Source organism: Loktanella fryxellensis, from assembly GCF_900110065.1.
In the GTDB taxonomy this organism is placed as follows: domain Bacteria; phylum Pseudomonadota; class Alphaproteobacteria; order Rhodobacterales; family Rhodobacteraceae; genus Loktanella; species Loktanella fryxellensis.
In genome coordinates this window covers 147264-162741 of the sequence record NZ_FOCI01000007.1, presented here as the reverse complement: position 1 = coordinate 162741, position 15478 = coordinate 147264, and the positions used below count along the sequence as shown (strand labels likewise).

The following is a 15478-nucleotide window of genomic DNA, read 5'->3' as shown; positions in this document are numbered from 1 at the left end:
GCGCGCACGGCGCCAATCGGTCAACGCGGAGGAATAAAGCCCCTCCCGCCGCAGAATGGCTGAAACCGTGCCTGTATCAGCAGCATGGTCCGTCTCATCCAGAATACGTAGTTTGTATTTTGCAGTGAACGGGCGCCGCTTCGGGGTCGTCGTCAGCTCGGCCGTCGGGACACGCGGCGCAGCTACGACGCGAGCGGGTGGGATCGTAGGCGAAATCTCAGATCCGGTATCCTGTGGAGGCGGCATCTGTGAAGGCATTACCATGGGTTCGGTCTCCTTCGCCCTCAAGTCTAAACTTTAGCCAGTCAAATGTCTCACTCTTATTGGCACGGAGGGCGGACCGATGCCGCCGCCGGAACGTGTGCGGCGCGATGGAACCGAATGGCCCCTGCCGCGGTTACCCACTCACAAAGACACCCTCCCCCTCGTGTTTTTGAATGACCGGCCTGATCCCGCGACTCCCCGGCGCGGTGATCGGCCGGTCAGACCCATGAACCCCTCCCGGTGTGACGATGGCTTCGGGCTGCATCTGTCGCGCGGAGTTCCACCGCAGGAGGAACCAGTCGGCACCGCAACCGTTTGTTCACCGATCAAGGGAGGAGCGAGACATGAAGACATTTTCCGAAGGCGATGCGGTGAAATGGTCTTGGGGCAACGGCACCGCGACCGGCAAGGTCGTGAAGGTCTATACCCGCAAGACCACGCTGACGATCAAGGGCAGCGAGATCACCCGCAACGCGACAAAGGACGAGCCCGCCTACCGGATCGCGCAGGATGACGGCGACGAAGTGCTGAAATCCATCACCGAGATCGAGGCCGCCTGAATGGCCTATGCCGACATCGCGAAAGTGTCGGGGCTGCTGTTCTATCCCGACACAGAACCAGGCATCAGGCGCAGGCGGGCGGGTCGCGGGTTCAGCTATACCGCAGCCGACGGCACACGGATCGACGATACAGTAGAGCGGGCGCGGATCGCGGCCATCGCCGTGCCGCCCGCCTATGGCGATGTCTGGATCAGCCCGCTGCCGAAGGGTCACCTGCAAGCCACCGGCTTTGACGACCGGGAACGCAAGCAATACCGCTATCACGCCGACTGGACCGCGCATCATGCGCTGCTGAAGTTCGAAAACTTGGGCCAGTTCGCACAGACCCTGCCCGGCCTGCGGCGCTGGATCGCCAGCCGTCTGCGGGGCGAGGTGGGCGACCGCGACACCGCCATCGCCGCCACGCTGGCACTGATCGACCGCGCGTCGCTGCGGGTCGGCAACGGCATCTATGCCGCGCAGAACGGCAGCTATGGTGCGACGACAATGCTGAACGATCACGGCACGTTCGAGGGTGGTCGCGTGCGCCTCGACTACATCGGCAAGGGTGGCGCGCGGATCGAAAAGGATTTCCACGCCCCCCGTCTGGCCGAAGTGCTGGATGCGTGTCAGGATCTGCCGGGGGCCGAGATCATCACATGGATCGACGACGCCGGCACGTCCCATCCCGTCCGATCAGACCATATCAATCAGACATTGCACACGCTCTGCGGCGACCATGCCACGGCCAAGACGATGCGGACGTGGAACGGGTCGCTCGCGGCTTTCGAGGTCGCCGCGCAACCCGGCAAGCTGTCCATCGCAGCGATGGCCGATGCCGCATCCGACGTGCTGTGCAACACGCCGACGGTGGCCCGGAACAGCTATGTCCATCCGTCGGTCATCGCCTTGGCGGAGATGGAGGCGACTGAACGCGAGGCTTTTATGAAGAAGCTGGCGAAATCGCCGGACATCGCAGGCCTGCGACAGCACGAGCCCGCCTTGGCGGCACTGTTGCAGATGACGTGACTACATCAACGGCCTGACCGGCACGACATCCAGTTCGATCTTGGCGATGGCGGCCAGCTTTTCCTTGTCGTTGATCGTCAGATGACCGTCCGACCAGTCGGCAAGCTGCTGGTCGCGCAACTTCGACAAAGTCTTGTTGGTATGGACCAGCGACAGGCCCAGCGCATCCGCCAGATCCTGCTGGCGGAACGGCATCGCCATGCGCCGGTTTTGCACCAGCCCGATGCGCTCGCAGCGCATGAACATTCGAAGCAACGCCCAGGACAGCGATTCCAATGCAGACCGCTGACCGAGCGAGGTCAGCGCCTCGCCCAGAAAATGCTCTTCGACTGCCGACAGCCACGTCAGATCGAAGGCACGTTCGGGATAGGATTTGAAGAATCCCCACAGCTCCGAGCGGTTGAACACGCATAGGGTCATCTTGGACGACGCCTCGACGGAATGGGACATCTCGCCCATCACACCCGCCTGCAAACCGACGAAGTCCCCCGGAAAGACGAAATTCACGACCTGACGTTCACCATCGCTCGTGTGCTTGTAACGCAGTCCCATGCCGTACAGGGCGGTGAACAGCTGGGGACTGTTAGACCCTTCGCTCAGCACGGGGGTGCCCGCCTCGATGATCAGCTCGCCCACCTTGAACTTCTGCATCGCCTTCACGTCGCTGTCGGACATCGGCTTGAACAGGTGAAAGCGGCGCAGCGGGCAATGTTCGCATCTGGTGACCATCATCATCCCTACAGGTCGTGTTCGGATCGAAATGGCCCACGACGCATGTCGGGCAGCGACACGCATGATGACGGCGGATGCGGGGCGGCGGATCGGCCGCCCCGCATCGGGTTCAGACGTTCAGCGTCTCTGTCGAGGAAAAGAACATCGCCTGTGCAACGGCAGACCGCACCTGATCCTCGGTATAAGGCTTGGAGATCAGGAACGCCGGTTCGGGCTTGTCCCCGGTCAGCAGGCGTTCGGGGAAGGCCGTGATGAAGATCACAGGCATATCGCCGAATTCCGACAGCAGTTCATTCACCGCGTCGATGCCAGACGAGTTGTCGGCCAGCTGGATATCGGCAAGGATCAGGTCGGGTCGTTCAGACTGACCCAGCGTGATGGCCCCGGCATGGGTCCGCGCGATGCCCGTCACCTTGTGCCCCATGTCGGACACGAGGGATTCGAGGTCCATGGCGATGATCGCCTCGTCCTCGATGATCAGGATGCGGCCGGATACGCTGTCGGCCATCTCGCGGTGGGCCACGTCGATCAGGTGCACGACCTCGGATTCGTCGATCGACATGATGTCGGCGATCTCGGCGTGGCTGAACTCTTCGATCGTGTGCAGCAACAGTGCTTCACGGGTGTTGGTGGTCAGCTTGGCCAGATGGCGCTGGGCCGCTCCCTCCAGACCGGGGGCCGGTTCGTTCGGTCCGCTCATGTCGGTACTGACCCACATCATGTGGAGCGTCTTGAACAACGCGGATTTCGGAGAGATCTGCGTGTCGAAGATGCTACGGTCTTCCAAGATCGCTTCCAGCGTGGCGATGGCATAGGCGTCGCCACTGGACTGGGTGCCGGTGATGGCGCGGGCGTAGCGTCGCAGATAGGGCAGGTAGGTGCCGATCGCAGTGGTGATATCCGGCTGAGCCGTGCCGTTTGACATAGTCTTTTCTTCCTGTCTGTCCCTATCTTGGGAACCGAACGCGCATCACTGCGTTTGGGTTCCGAAGCCAAGGCGCATAATCCAGACAACGACAGGCGGGCGAATGTCCAACGACTTACCAAGCGAGAAGGCGCGTCAGCAGATCGACGCCAATCTGAAACGTGTCTTCCGCGAGCAGGAGCAGGCAGATCTACCTGACCGGCTGAAGGAGCTACTGGACAAGCTCAAGGCTCAGGACCAGTCGGGACTGGACCAGAAATCATGATCGCCGATCCTCGCGACGAACTCGTCAATCACCTGCCGGCGCTACGGGCCTTTGCCATCTCATTGACGCGGAACGGGTCCACCGCCGACGACATGGTGCAGGATACTGTCGTCAAGGCCTGGACCAATATCGAAAAGTTCGAGCCCGGCACGAACATGCGCGCATGGCTGTTCACCATTCTACGCAACACGTTCTATTCCAGCCGTCGCAAGGCTAAGCGCGAAGTGGCGGACGTGGACGGCATCTTTACCGAGAACATGGCTGAGAAGCCCGCCCACGACGGTCACCTGCAGATGACCGACTTTCGCACCGCATTCGCCAAGCTGCCCGACGAACAGCGTGAAACGCTGATCCTCGTCGGGGCCTCCGGCTTCTCCTATGAAGAGGCGGCAGAGATGTGCAACGTCGCGGTCGGCACGATCAAGAGCCGTGCGAACCGGGGACGCAAGCGGCTGGCAGAGCTGATGCATCTGGATGCGGACGGTCCGGTCGAGCTGACCGACAAGGTCACGGTCGCCGTCGTGGCGAACAACGGTAACTCTGCATTCTGATGCCCGGCACGGCAGAACATCAGGGCGAGCGCTGGCCGCTCCTCCAGAGCTTGCCGTTTCGCGTGGTGGCGTTCCTGTCGCTTGCGCTGTTGCCGATCGGTCTGCTGGCGATCTGGCAGACCGAAAGTCTGGACGAGACGCTGCGTGCCCGCACGTCGCTGTCGCTGGTGGCGCTGTCGGAACTCGCGATTTCGGGTGAACGCGACGTTGTCCAGCAGGCCATCGGCGTGGCGGACGGCCTTGCCGTCAATTATCAGATGACGGCCTCCGACCCGGAGACGTGCAGCGCCTATTTCCGCGCCTACCGGAACGCCGATCCGAACATAACCTTCACCGGTTTCCTGCAGGCCGATGGTCGGATTTTTTGCTCTTCGGCGCTCGCGCCGCTGACGTTGGGGCCCGCAGACCGCATTGCCGACATCACGCAAAATCCCATGCCATCCTTCGTGCCGCAGATAGCGGCGGATGGCGCGGTCACCGATCCCGACAGCATCATCCTGACGCGACCGCTGACCGAGGGCGACACCGTCCTTGGACAGATCATCGTCGCCCTGTCGACCGAACGTCTGGTCGGGACCGCGGATCTGAACAGTACCTCGCCGCCCCTGTCGCTGCTTGTCTTCAACACCGACGGACAGATCATTTCCCAGCAAGGCGAGGTGATCGCCACTGACCAGACCGCTCTGGTGAACGCAGCGACGCAGCAGCGCGACGGAGAGCCGGTTACCGTCATGGGCCGCAACGGCGACGGGGCGCGCCGTGTCAACGTCATCATGACGCTGGTGCCCGGTCTGGCCTATGCGATGACCAGCTGGGCGCCGCGCGAAGGCTTCCTCGCGAGCAATGCCATCGCTTTGCCGTCGTTCTTTTTGCCGGCGCTGATGTGGTTCGCGAGCCTTTTGGTGGCCTATTTCGCGGTGCATCGTCTGGTCGTCGGTCCGGTGCAGGAACTGCGCGAGCGGATGCAGCGTTTCGCCTCCGACCGTGCCCTGCCACAGTCCAGGACCAGCGAGCTTCTGCCGCAGGAGCTTTATGATCTGGAACAGACTTTCGTGGACATGGCCTATGACCTGATCGACGACGAGGCGCGGATGGAAAACAGCCTGCGCGAAAAGAACGTGCTGCTGAAAGAGGTCCATCACAGGGTCAAGAACAACCTACAGATGATCTCCTCCATCATGAACATGCAGATCCGCACGGCCTCGTCCGACGAAAGTCGCCGGGCCCTGCGCCGTCTGCAGGACCGTGTGCTGGGCCTCGCGACCGTGCACCGGTTCATCTACCAGTCCAAGGACCTGTCGCGCGTCGATGCGGCACCGCTCATGGCGGATATCTGCGCCGGGGTATTCGGTCTGTTGCAGGATCTTCATCCCGGTGCCGGCCACAAGCTGGATGTAGACCACTTCAGCCTCGTGCCGGATCAGGCCGTTCCCCTGTCCCTGCTCATCGGAGAGGTCAGCACGAATGCCGTTCAGGCGATGTCGCGGGCAAGGCATCCGGCACCGTTCCCGCACATCAGCTTGCGGATCGTCGCACCGGGGACGGCATTGCTGCGCTGCCGCAGTGGCGCGATCCACGATCCAGCGAATCCGAAATCCCGTGCCGGGGTCGGCACGCAGTTGATCCGGGCCTTTGCGATGCAGTTGGGCGGGACGTTGGAAACGTTGGATCAGGACGGTGCGCATACCGTCAGTCTGAAGTTTCCGATCACCGAAGGCGTGCCAGACGCGCTCGATTACTGATCGGGGGCCTGCGACACTTTCGCCACTGTTTCGGACGTGCCGGAACCGATCGCCGCGTCACCGGAACCAAACACGCCACGAGATTGTTGGATTTCCAACTTGGACGGATAAAACGATGACGTTGGACATCTTCTTGGCGAGCATGGCTGCAGTGGGTCTCGCTGCACTCTTGATCACCGTGCTGACCCGCAAGGGGCTGTCCGGTGACAGACCGCACGGACAACCGGTGCGGTATCGCACTGACGGCACGGGCGACACCCGCCGCCCCTGAGACACAGACATGAAAAAGGCCCGTCAATTGGCGGGCCTTTTTCATGTCGCTCTCAGGCGTCGGATTAACGGCGCAGCTGGTCGCGGATCTCGATCAGCACGTCCAGTTCGGACGGACCCGTGTGGACGTCCGGTGCCACGTCGTCGGGCTTGCGGGCCGACGCTTTGATCTTGTTCACCATCTTCACCAGCAGGAACACCACGAAGGCGATGATGAGGAAGTTGATGCAGGCCGTCACGAACGCACCATAGGCGAACACGGCGGCTCCGGCGTCACGCGCCACCTGCAGGCCGGCATTGGCCGGAACCTCGCCGGACAGCACCACATACATGTTGCTGAAATCCACCCCGCCGATGATCAGACCGATGATCGGGTTGATCAGGTCACCCACCAGCGACGACACGATGGCGGTGAAGGCGGCACCGATGATGATGCCGACCGCAAGGTCCATGACATTGCCCTTGGCAATGAAGTCTTTGAATTCGTTTATCATCCGTTCCGCCTTACCCTGCACCTGACATTGTCGGCGTGTTGAACTCGCTAACTTGTGACCGAAAAGTCCATAAAAGTGAAGAATAAAGACGGTTGCGTCATGTCCGGCCCGGTTCAGCGCCGCAGAATGCCCCCCGTCGCCTGTTCGACCTTCGCCACGATCTGCTGGCCGACCTTCTCGATCTCGGCATCGGTCAGCGTGGTCGTCGTCGGCTGCAGCCGGACCGTCAGCGCGAGTGACTTCTTGCCCTCGCCCAGCGACCCGCCGATGAACTGGTCAAACACCCGGACGTCGGCGATCAGCGCCTTGTCAGCGCCTGCTGCCGCGTTCACCAGCGTCAGCGCCGCGACGTCGGCATCCACGACGAAGGCGAAATCACGCTCCACCGCCTGCAGATCGGTCACGGCCAGCGCGGGCCGCGTCGTCGTGCGGTTGCGCGGCTGCGGAATGGCATCCGGGAAGAGCGTATAGGCCACGACCGGTCCCTTCACGTCGAGGGCCTTCAGGATGCGGGGATGCACCTCTCCGAAGACGCCCATCACCACCTTGGGCCCCAGACAGATGCGCCCGTGACGCCCCGGATGCCACCAGCCTGCGTCGCCGCGCTGGATCTGCACCTTGCCGGGGGCGCCCATGGCCGTCAGGATCGCCTCGGCATCCGCCTTGGCGTCGAACACATCCACGGCACGCTGCGTGCCATGCACGTCGCGCGGCCCGGTGCGTCCGGTCAGGATCCCCGTCACGCAGGGCCGCTGCTGACCCGGCTCGCCGCCGTCAAAGATGTCGCCCACCTCGAACAGGGCCACATCCGCATGGCCCCGCGCCTGATTGCGCGCCGCCGCCTGCAACAGGCCGGGCAACAGCGACGGGCGCAGGTGCGACATGTCCATCGAGATCGGGTTTTCCAGCCGCGTGGCGTCCGTGCCGCCGCCGAACAAGTCCGCCGCCGCCTGATCGATAAAGCTGTAGGTCACGCATTCGTTGTAGCCCAGCGATGCCGCCGACCGCCGCGCCGCCGTGGCACGCACCTGTGCCGGCGTCAGCACGGGCTTCGGCACGCCGGTGGTCATGCGCGGCATCGGCCTGCCCACCAGCTTCGTCAGCGACGCGATGCGCGCCACCTCCTCGACCAGATCCGCCTCGCCCTGCACATCGCCGCGCCAGCCGGGCACATGCGCCATGTCGCCGTCCAGCCTGAAACCCAGCGCCGTCAGCGTCGCGCGCTGCGTCTCGGCCGGGATGTCCATGCCCACAAGGCTGATGACCCGGTCGGTGTCGAGGCGATAGGCGCGGTCCGTGTCCGGTAACTGCCCCGCCTGCACCATCCCGGACGCGACGCCACCCGCGACCGACTGGATCAGCGCCACCGCATGATCCAGACCCTCTGCCGTGAAGGTGGGGTCGATCCCCCTCTCGAACCGGTAGCGGGCATCCGAGTTGATCTTCAGCGCGCGCCCCGTGTAGGCAGTCTGCACCGGGTCCCAGACGGCGCTTTCCACCAGCACGTTCACCGTGTCCGGCGTGCAACCCGTTGCGGCCCCGCCCATGATACCGGCGATGCTTTGCACGCCTGCATCGTCCGAAATCGCGATCTGCCCCGCCGACAGGGTATAGCTGCGGTCGTCCAGCGCCTGCACGACTTCGCCGCCAGCGGCGCGGTGCACGCGCAGATCGCCCTGCAGCTTGTCCGCGTCGAAGACGTGCAGCGGCCTGTTCAGGTCGTAGGTATAGAAATTCGTCACGTCGACGAGGAACGAGATCGGGCGCAGCCCGATGGCCCGCAGCCGCGTCTGCAGCCAATCAGGGCTGGGGCCGTTGGTCACCCCCCGGATCAGACGCAGGCAAAACACGGGGCAGCCGTCGTGGGTGTCGTCGGCAATGGTCAGGCCCACGCTGGACGCGCCATGACCCGTCACCACGGGCGCGGCCAACGGCCTCAGCGTGCCAAGTCCCCGTGCCGCCAGATCGCGCGCCACGCCGCGCACGCCCAGCGCGTCGGCGCGGTTGGGGGTGATGGCGATCTCGATCACCGGATCGACGCGGGCGGGGTCATTCGTTGCCAGCCAGTCGGCAAAGCTCGTGCCCACCTCGCCGCCGGGTAGTTCGATGATGCCGTCGTGTTCCTCCGACAGCTCCAGCTCGCGCTCGGACGCCATCATGCCGTGCGATTCGATGCCGCGGATCTTGCCCACACCGATGGTGGTGTCGATGCCGGGGACATAGACGCCGGGGCTGGCCACGACGACGGTGATGCCAGCGCGTGCGTTGGGCGCACCGCAGATGATCTGGCGCACGCCGTCCGCCATGCGCACCTGACACACGCGCAGCTTGTCCGCGTCGGGATGCTTCTCGGCGCTTTCGACATATCCGATGGTGAAGGGACGCAGCGCCTCCGCGGGGTCCGCGATCCCCTCGACCTCCAGCCCCAGATCGGTCAGCGCGTCGGCGATCTCGGCCACGCTCGCGGTGGTGTCGAGGTGGGTCTTCAGCCATGACAGGGTGAATTTCATCGCGTGCGCCTTTGCCAGATCCGGTTTGGCCAGCGTCTTAGCGCAACGATCCCGCAGGGGAAAGCGGTGGTGGTCGTGCATCTGAGGGAGATAGGGGAAGTGGTGAGCCGGTCGGGATCCGAACCCGAGACCTACTGATTAAAAGTCAGTTGCTCTACCAACTGAGCTACCGGCCCACGCCTTGAGGGGCGAATTAGGCGAGGGGACGGGCAGGGTCAACCCCCTAGTGCCACCCACTCTGGATAAAGTTCGCGCGAAGGCCTATAGGGCGCCCATGCAGGACAACCCACACTCCATACCGTTCATGAAGATGCACGGCCTCGGCAACGATTTCGTCGTGATCGATTCCCGCAATGGTCAAACCGTCGCAGGCGACGTGGTCATGGCGATGGCCGACCGACACCGGGGCGTGGGTTACGACCAGCTGGCCCAGATCACCGCCAGCGCCACCGGCGACCTGCATCTGACGTTCTGGAACAGCGACGGCACCACGTCCGCCGCCTGCGGCAACGCCACCCGCTGCATCGCCGCGTGGGAGATGGGTCGTCGCGGTGTCGATGCACTGACGATCACCACCGACCGCGGCACCCTGCTGGCCCGCGATGCGGGCAACGGTCTGACGGCGGTGAACATGGGCCAGCCACTGCTCGACTGGGCCGACGTGCCGCTGGCCCGCGCGATGGACACGCTGCACCTGCCCTTGCCCGGCGATCCGGTGGCGACGGGCATGGGCAATCCGCACTGCACGGTCTTCGTCACGGACGTGGCCGCTGTCGATCTGGCGCAGCAGGGGCCGGTGATCGAGCATGACCCCCTGTTCCCGCAGCGCACCAACGTGCAGTTCGTGCAGGTCGTCGCAGCCAACCATCTGCGCATGCGCGTGTGGGAGCGCGGCGCGGGCGTCACGCTCGCCTCAGGCTCTTCGTCCTGCGCGGTCGCTGTCGCGGCCGTGCGTCGCGGGCTGACCGGGCGGGCCGTCCGCATCGACCTCGACGGTGGCACCCTCCGGGTGGACTGGCGCTGTGACGGCGTCTGGATGACCGGCCCCACGGCGCATGTGTTCGACGGGGTCTGGCATGGCTGACGCGCCCATATTCTCCAACCACGGCTGCCGTCTGAACGCCTACGAAGTTGCGGCCATGACCGAACTTTCACAGGCCGCCGGCGTGCAGAACGCCGTCGTCGTGAACACCTGCGCCGTGACGGCAGAGGCGGTGCGCAAGGCCCGTCAGGACATCCGAAAGCTGCGTCGCGCACACCCGGATGCCCGCCTGATCGTCACCGGCTGCGCCGCCCAGACCGAACCCGCCACCTTCGCCGCAATGGCGGAAGTCGATCTGGTCATCGGCAACACCGAAAAGATGAACCCTGCCACATGGGCCGCCCTTGCCCCGGACTTCACCGGCACGACGGAACCCGTGCAGGTCGACGACATCATGAGCGTGCGGGACACGGCGGGCCACCTGATCGACGGCTTCGGCACCCGCAGCCGCGCCTATGTGCAGGTGCAGAACGGCTGCGACCACCGCTGCACCTTCTGCATCATCCCCTTCGGGCGCGGCAATTCCCGGTCCGTCCCCGCCGGTGTCGTAGTCGATCAGATCAAGCGTCTTGTGGATCGTGGCTTTCAGGAAATCGTGCTGACCGGGGTGGACCTCACCTCCTGGGGCGCCGACCTGCCGTCCGCGCCGCGTCTGGGGGATCTGGTGCTGCGCATCCTGCGCCTCGTCCCGGACCTGCCGCGTCTGCGCATCTCCTCGATCGACAGCATCGAGGTGGATGACGCCCTGATGCAGGCCATCGCCACGGAACCGCGCCTGATGCCGCATCTCCACCTGTCGTTGCAGCACGGTGACGACCTGATCCTCAAGCGGATGAAGCGCCGTCACCTGCGCGACGACGCCATCGCCTTCACGGAGGCCGCCCGCAAGCTGCGCCACGACATGACCTTCGGCGCCGACATCATCGCGGGCTTCCCGACGGAAACCGAAGCGGCCTTTGCCAACTCCATGGCGCTTGTCGCGGACTGCCACCTGACATGGCTGCATGTCTTTCCCTACTCGCCGCGTCCCGGCACGCCCGCAGCCCGGATGCCGCAGGTCCGTGGCCCTGCGATCCGCGACCGCGCCGCCCGCCTGCGTACCGCTGGCGATGCCGCCGTGCAGGCGCATCTGACGGCCCAGATCGGCGTGACCCACCAGATCCTGATGGAATCGCCCCGCATGGGCCGCACCGCGCAATTCGCCGAAGTGCACTTCGCGACGGACCAGCCCGAAAGCCGGATCGTCACCGCGACCATCACCGCAAGCGACGGGTCCGCCCTGCGCGCCTGATCCTCGCTTTTTTCGGAAATACTCCGGGGGAACGGCCCCTTGGCTGTGGGGGCAGCGCCCCCTGCGCCGCTTGCCACGGCTGCTGCGCTGTGATTGCCTGCGGTCGAAACCACAGGACACCCCTATGCAGCTTCTGATGTCGCCCGCCTCGCCCTTCGCCCGCAAATGCCGCGTCCTGCTGCGGGAGGCGAACCTGCTCGACACCGTGACGGAAGTGACCGTGTCCACCTCGCCCATGGCCAAGGATGCGACCGTCGGCGCCGCCAATCCGCTGGGCAAGATCCCCGCCCTGCTGCGCGATCACGGCCCCGCGATCTACGACAGCCGGGTCATCACGCGCTTCCTCGACGAACATGCGGGCACCGATTTCTACCCGGCCTCGCGCCTTTACGAGGTGCTGACGCTGGAGGCGACGGCGGACGGCATGATGGAAGCCGCCCTCGCCATTACTTACGAGGCGCGGATGCGGCCCGCGGCGCAGCAGTCCACAGACTGGATGGACGCCCAGTGGCACAAGGTCATGCAGGCCGTGTCCGCGATCGACGCGCGCTGGATGTCGCACCTGACGGGGCCCCGCGACATGGCGCAGATCGCCGTCGCCTGTGCGCTGTCCTACCTCGACCTGCGGCACGACGCGCGCGGCTGGCGGCAGGGACATGACGCGCTGGCCGCGTGGTTCGCTGCCTACGACCAGCGCCCGACGATGCGGCAGACCGCCGTTTCCGCCTGAACGGCTGCATCGCACGGCCCTGCCGCGGTCTGCGGCCGTCTGGGCGTCGTTCATGATCGGGTGACGTATCCGCGGCATAAGGCAACGGATCAGAGGACCGGATGGCCCCCGTGACACGACTGCGTCATTCCCGCCGCAAGCGCGCTGCCTGCGCTGGAATGTCCGCTGGACTGACCGGGTGCCTGTCGCTAGATACCGTTCGATCAGGGCTTTACGGCCCGTTTGTCATATCGCAGGGCCGCCGCCTGGCGCGTCCACCATACCCGGAGACAACCCAATGTCACATGCAGACGAACATCAGGGCACCCGCCGCGATTTCCTGTATTATGCGACGGCAGGTGCTGCTGCCGTGGTCGGCGGCGCCGCCGTCTGGCCGCTCATCAACCAGATGAACCCCTCCGCCGACGTGCAGGCGCTCGCCTCGATCCGCGTCGATGTCAGCGGCGTCACCGAAGGCACGCAGCTCACCGTGCTGTGGCAGGGCAAGCCCGTGTTCATCCGTTATCGCACCGCCGAGGAAATCGAGGCGGCGAACGCCGTTGAACTGTCAGACCTGCCCGACCAGCTGGCCGAGAATGCCAACCTTGACGCAAGCTCCGACGCGACAGACGCCAACCGCGCCCTGCCCAACCCCGAAGGCTCCGACGCCGCGCCCGGCGCGTGGCTGGTGCAGATGGGGGTGTGCACGCATCTCGGCTGCGTGCCGCTGGGTCAGGAAGGCAACTTCGGCGGCTGGTTCTGCCCCTGCCACGGGTCGCACTACGACACGTCGGGCCGTATCCGTCAGGGGCCGGCACCGCGCAACCTTCCCATTCCTGTCGCGTCCTTCGTGGATGCCACGACAATCCAACTCGGTTAAGGAGAGAGACCCATGGCTGGTATTCCCCACGACCACTACGAGCCGTCGTCGAACGGCGAAAAGTGGCTCCACAAGCGGTTGCCCATCGTCGGCCTGATGTATGACGCGCTGTTCATCCCGACACCCAAGAACCTGAACTGGATGTGGATCTGGGGCATTGTCCTGGTGTTCACGCTGGTCCTGCAGATCGTCACCGGCATCGTGCTGGTCATGCACTATACCCCGCACGTGGACATGGCCTTCGCCTCGGTCGAACACATCATGCGCGACGTGAACGGCGGCGCGATGATCCGCTACTTCCACATGAACGGCGCCTCGCTGTTCTTCGTGGCCGTCTATCTGCACATCTTCCGTAGCCTCTACTACGGGTCCTACAAGGCCCCGCGCGAGGTGACGTGGATCATCGGCATGCTGATGTATCTGCTGATGATGGGCACCGCGTTCATGGGTTACGTGCTGCCCTGGGGCCAGATGTCGTTCCACGGTACCGCCGTGATCACCGGCCTGTTCGGCGCCATCCCCTTCGTGGGCGAATCAGTGCAGACTTGGCTGCTGGGTGCGTCCGCCGTGGGTCAGCCCGCTCTGAACCGCTTCTTCTCGTTGCACTACCTGATGCCCTTCATCCTGCTCGGCCTGACGATCGTGCACATCTGGGCGTTCCACACGACCGGCAACAACAACCCCACAGGGGTCGAGGTGCGCCGCACCTCAAAGGAAGACGCCGAAAAGGACACGCTGCCGTTCTGGCCCTACTTCGTGATCAAGGACCTGTTCGCGCTAGCGATCATCCTCGCGGTGTTCATGGCCATCGTCGGCTTCATGCCGAACTACCTCGGCCACCCGGACAACTACATTCCCGCAAACGCCCTCGTGACGCCCGCGCACATCGTGCCGGAATGGTACTTCCTGCCGTTCTACGCAATCCTGCGCGCCTTTACCGCGGACGTCTGGGTCGTGCAGATCGTCCAGTTCCTCAGCTTCGGCATCATCGACGCCAAGTTCTTCGGTGTGCTGGCGATGTTCGGTGCCATCGCGGTCATGGCGCTTGCGCCGTGGCTCGATACCTCGAGCGTGCGGTCCGGCCGCTTCCGCCCGATGTTCAAATGGTGGTTCTCGCTGCTGGTCGTGGACTTCGTGGTGCTGGCCTGGGTCGGCGCGCAACCGGCAGAGTTCCCCTTCGACTGGATCTCGCTGATCGCATCCACCTACTGGTTCGCCTACTTCCTCGTGATCCTGCCGCTGCTTGGCGTGATGGAGAAGCCTCTGGCGACACCGGCCACGATCGAAGACGATTTCAAATCGCACTATGCGGGCACCGGTGGCACCAAGACCATCGTCAGCCCGGCAGAGTGAGGAAGGACCACATGACGATGTTTCGCACCCTGACCCTCGCCGCCACGGCAGCCCTCGCGTTGAACGCGGGGGCTGCACAGGCAGCGTCGGAAGCCCACGTGACCGACTATGCCTTTCCCTTCGAGGGGCCGTTCGGCAGCTATGACACGATGCAGTTGCAGCGCGGGCTGAAGATCTACACCGAAATCTGCGCGGCCTGTCACGGGCTGGAGCGGGTTGCGTTCCGCACCCTCGCGGACGAGGGCGGCCCCGCCCTGCCAGACGACCAGATGCGCGCCTATGCCGAGAACTTCGAAGTCTTCGACATGTCGCTGGCCGACGGTGCCGGCGATTACCGGGTCGCCACGCCGACCGACTATTACCCGCAGTCGTCGCTGTCCAACGCACCCGACCTGTCGATGATGGCCAAGGCCCGCGCAGGATTTCACGGCCCCTGGGGCACAGGCCTGAGCCAGCTGGTGAACGGCATGGGCGGCGCGGAATACATCGCGTCCCTGATGACCGGCTACGAAGAAGAGCCCGAGTGTGCGCTGAACATGGAAACGCCCATGGACGGCTTCTACAACGTGGCCTTCGCGAACGGCGGATTTCCGGACGAATGCAAGGACGCCGATGGCAACCACACGGTCCCCGGAAGCTGGATCGCCATGTCGCAGCCGCTCTATGGCGATGACGTGGTGTTCGACGACGGACACGAAGCCACGCTGGAATCCCAGTCGATGGATGTCGCTGCCTTTCTGATGTGGACCGCAGAGCCCAAGATGACCGCCCGAAAGCAGGCCGGCCTGACCGGCGTGCTGTTCCTGTCGGTGCTGGCGGTTCTACTGTACCTCACGAACAAGCGGATCTGGGCACCGCACAAGAACAAGCTCAAGGACTGAT

Annotated in this window: 17 protein-coding genes and 1 tRNA gene; 12 read left to right on the top strand and 6 right to left on the bottom strand. The window is 64.5% G+C overall.

Translation table 11 applies throughout. The features are described 5' to 3' along the window. On the bottom strand, positions 1 to 264 hold a 264-nt coding region (locus tag BMX16_RS17940), incomplete at its 3' end, for a transposase (protein WP_483869197.1). A 344-nt stretch (positions 265 to 608) separates the two neighbouring features. Here BMX16_RS17940 and BMX16_RS07670 point away from each other — a divergent pair. Together BMX16_RS07670 and BMX16_RS07665 are read left to right on the top strand one after the other, a co-directional pair. Next, a complete protein-coding gene (locus BMX16_RS07670; RefSeq protein WP_089901184.1) occupies positions 609 to 824 on the top strand; it encodes a hypervirulence associated TUDOR domain-containing protein in 216 nt (71 codons plus the stop codon). Next, entirely contained in the window at positions 825 to 1832 is a 1008-nt protein-coding gene (locus BMX16_RS07665) for a DNA topoisomerase IB (RefSeq protein WP_089901182.1), read from the top strand. It begins immediately after the preceding gene. Here BMX16_RS07665 and BMX16_RS07660 read toward each other — a convergent pair whose 3' ends face one another. Together BMX16_RS07660 and BMX16_RS07655 are read right to left on the bottom strand one after the other, a co-directional pair. Next, the gene (locus BMX16_RS07660; RefSeq protein ID WP_089901245.1) at positions 1833 to 2561 is read right to left on the bottom strand and encodes a Crp/Fnr family transcriptional regulator; all 729 of its coding nucleotides are present in this window, start codon (positions 2559 to 2561) and stop codon (positions 1833 to 1835) included. Between the two features lie 112 nt (positions 2562 to 2673). Continuing rightward, entirely contained in the window at positions 2674 to 3489 is an 816-nt protein-coding gene (locus BMX16_RS07655) for a response regulator (RefSeq protein WP_089901180.1), read from the bottom strand. A 103-nt stretch (positions 3490 to 3592) separates the two neighbouring features. On the opposite strand from BMX16_RS07655, the gene BMX16_RS17315 reads away from it, so the two are divergent. From BMX16_RS17315 to BMX16_RS17595, 4 genes are all read left to right on the top strand, one after another. Next, positions 3593 to 3754 (top strand): NepR family anti-sigma factor, encoded by a 162-nt coding sequence (locus BMX16_RS17315; protein ID WP_143058003.1) that lies wholly within the window; start codon positions 3593 to 3595, stop codon positions 3752 to 3754. Then, positions 3751 to 4305, top strand: a complete 555-nt coding sequence (locus BMX16_RS07650; protein WP_089901177.1) for an RNA polymerase sigma factor — start codon at positions 3751 to 3753, stop codon at positions 4303 to 4305. The genes BMX16_RS17315 and BMX16_RS07650 overlap by 4 nt, the downstream gene beginning before the upstream one ends. Continuing rightward, entirely contained in the window at positions 4305 to 6047 is a 1743-nt protein-coding gene (locus BMX16_RS07645; protein WP_089901174.1) for a sensor histidine kinase, read from the top strand. The genes BMX16_RS07650 and BMX16_RS07645 overlap by 1 nt, the downstream gene beginning before the upstream one ends. A gap of 115 nt (positions 6048 to 6162) precedes the next feature. Continuing rightward, entirely contained in the window at positions 6163 to 6318 is a 156-nt protein-coding gene (locus BMX16_RS17595; RefSeq protein ID WP_177174604.1) for a hypothetical protein, read from the top strand. A gap of 64 nt (positions 6319 to 6382) precedes the next feature. On the opposite strand, the gene mscL is transcribed toward BMX16_RS17595, so the two are convergent. The 3 genes from mscL to BMX16_RS07630 all read right to left on the bottom strand — a co-directional run bounded on the left by mscL (position 6383) and on the right by BMX16_RS07630 (position 9497). Then, a complete protein-coding gene (gene mscL / locus BMX16_RS07640; protein WP_089901171.1) occupies positions 6383 to 6811 on the bottom strand; it encodes a large conductance mechanosensitive channel protein MscL in 429 nt (142 codons plus the stop codon). Between the two features lie 113 nt (positions 6812 to 6924). Then, positions 6925 to 9321 carry a phenylalanine--tRNA ligase subunit beta gene (gene pheT / locus BMX16_RS07635; protein WP_089901168.1) on the bottom strand — a complete coding sequence of 799 codons (2397 nt, stop codon included), beginning with the start codon at positions 9319 to 9321 and terminating at the stop codon, positions 6925 to 6927. A 100-nt stretch (positions 9322 to 9421) separates the two neighbouring features. Beyond that, a tRNA-Lys gene (locus BMX16_RS07630) sits at positions 9422 to 9497 on the bottom strand. A gap of 98 nt (positions 9498 to 9595) precedes the next feature. Between BMX16_RS07630 and dapF the strand changes: the two genes are divergently transcribed. The 6 genes from dapF to BMX16_RS07600 all read left to right on the top strand — a co-directional run bounded on the left by dapF (position 9596) and on the right by BMX16_RS07600 (position 15477). Next, positions 9596 to 10405, top strand: a complete 810-nt coding sequence (gene dapF / locus BMX16_RS07625) for a diaminopimelate epimerase (protein ID WP_089901166.1) — start codon at positions 9596 to 9598, stop codon at positions 10403 to 10405. Continuing rightward, entirely contained in the window at positions 10398 to 11654 is a 1257-nt protein-coding gene (gene mtaB, locus BMX16_RS07620) for a tRNA (N(6)-L-threonylcarbamoyladenosine(37)-C(2))-methylthiotransferase MtaB (protein ID WP_089901165.1), read from the top strand. The genes dapF and mtaB overlap by 8 nt, the downstream gene beginning before the upstream one ends. A 124-nt stretch (positions 11655 to 11778) precedes the next feature. Beyond that, on the top strand, positions 11779 to 12384 hold the full coding sequence (locus BMX16_RS07615; protein ID WP_089901162.1) for a glutathione S-transferase: 606 nt from the start codon (positions 11779 to 11781) through the stop codon (positions 12382 to 12384). Positions 12385 to 12661: 277 nt separating this feature from the next. Beyond that, a complete protein-coding gene (gene petA, locus BMX16_RS07610; RefSeq protein WP_089901159.1) occupies positions 12662 to 13243 on the top strand; it encodes a ubiquinol-cytochrome c reductase iron-sulfur subunit in 582 nt (193 codons plus the stop codon). A 12-nt stretch (positions 13244 to 13255) separates the two neighbouring features. Further along, complete coding sequence (locus BMX16_RS07605) at positions 13256 to 14596, top strand: cytochrome b (RefSeq protein ID WP_089901156.1); 1341 nt, start codon at positions 13256 to 13258, stop codon at positions 14594 to 14596. Between the two features lie 11 nt (positions 14597 to 14607). After that, positions 14608 to 15477, top strand: coding sequence for a cytochrome c1 (locus BMX16_RS07600; RefSeq protein WP_089901153.1), 870 nt, complete (start codon positions 14608 to 14610; stop codon positions 15475 to 15477). The last annotated feature ends 1 nt before the right edge of the window (position 15478 follow it).

Bases quoted from the DNA above. Each gene is read 5' to 3' on its own strand.
- BMX16_RS07670 (WP_089901184.1), top strand. From the start codon at position 609: ATGAAGACATTTTCCGAAGGCGATGCGGTGAAATGGTCTTGGGGCAAC.
- BMX16_RS07665 (WP_089901182.1), top strand. From the start codon at position 825: ATGGCCTATGCCGACATCGCGAAAGTGTCGGGGCTGCTGTTCTATCCC.
- BMX16_RS07660 (WP_089901245.1), bottom strand. From the start codon at position 2,561: ATGGTCACCAGATGCGAACATTGCCCGCTGCGCCGCTTTCACCTGTTC.
- BMX16_RS07655 (WP_089901180.1), bottom strand. From the start codon at position 3,489: ATGTCAAACGGCACGGCTCAGCCGGATATCACCACTGCGATCGGCACC.
- BMX16_RS17315 (WP_143058003.1), top strand. From the start codon at position 3,593: ATGTCCAACGACTTACCAAGCGAGAAGGCGCGTCAGCAGATCGACGCC.
- BMX16_RS07650 (WP_089901177.1), top strand. From the start codon at position 3,751: ATGATCGCCGATCCTCGCGACGAACTCGTCAATCACCTGCCGGCGCTA.
- BMX16_RS07645 (WP_089901174.1), top strand. From the start codon at position 4,305: ATGCCCGGCACGGCAGAACATCAGGGCGAGCGCTGGCCGCTCCTCCAG.
- BMX16_RS17595 (WP_177174604.1), top strand. From the start codon at position 6,163: ATGACGTTGGACATCTTCTTGGCGAGCATGGCTGCAGTGGGTCTCGCT.
- mscL (WP_089901171.1), bottom strand. From the start codon at position 6,811: ATGATAAACGAATTCAAAGACTTCATTGCCAAGGGCAATGTCATGGAC.
- pheT (WP_089901168.1), bottom strand. From the start codon at position 9,321: ATGAAATTCACCCTGTCATGGCTGAAGACCCACCTCGACACCACCGCG.
- dapF (WP_089901166.1), top strand. From the start codon at position 9,596: ATGCAGGACAACCCACACTCCATACCGTTCATGAAGATGCACGGCCTC.
- mtaB (WP_089901165.1), top strand. From the start codon at position 10,398: ATGGCTGACGCGCCCATATTCTCCAACCACGGCTGCCGTCTGAACGCC.
- BMX16_RS07615 (WP_089901162.1), top strand. From the start codon at position 11,779: ATGCAGCTTCTGATGTCGCCCGCCTCGCCCTTCGCCCGCAAATGCCGC.
- petA (WP_089901159.1), top strand. From the start codon at position 12,662: ATGTCACATGCAGACGAACATCAGGGCACCCGCCGCGATTTCCTGTAT.
- BMX16_RS07605 (WP_089901156.1), top strand. From the start codon at position 13,256: ATGGCTGGTATTCCCCACGACCACTACGAGCCGTCGTCGAACGGCGAA.
- BMX16_RS07600 (WP_089901153.1), top strand. From the start codon at position 14,608: ATGACGATGTTTCGCACCCTGACCCTCGCCGCCACGGCAGCCCTCGCG.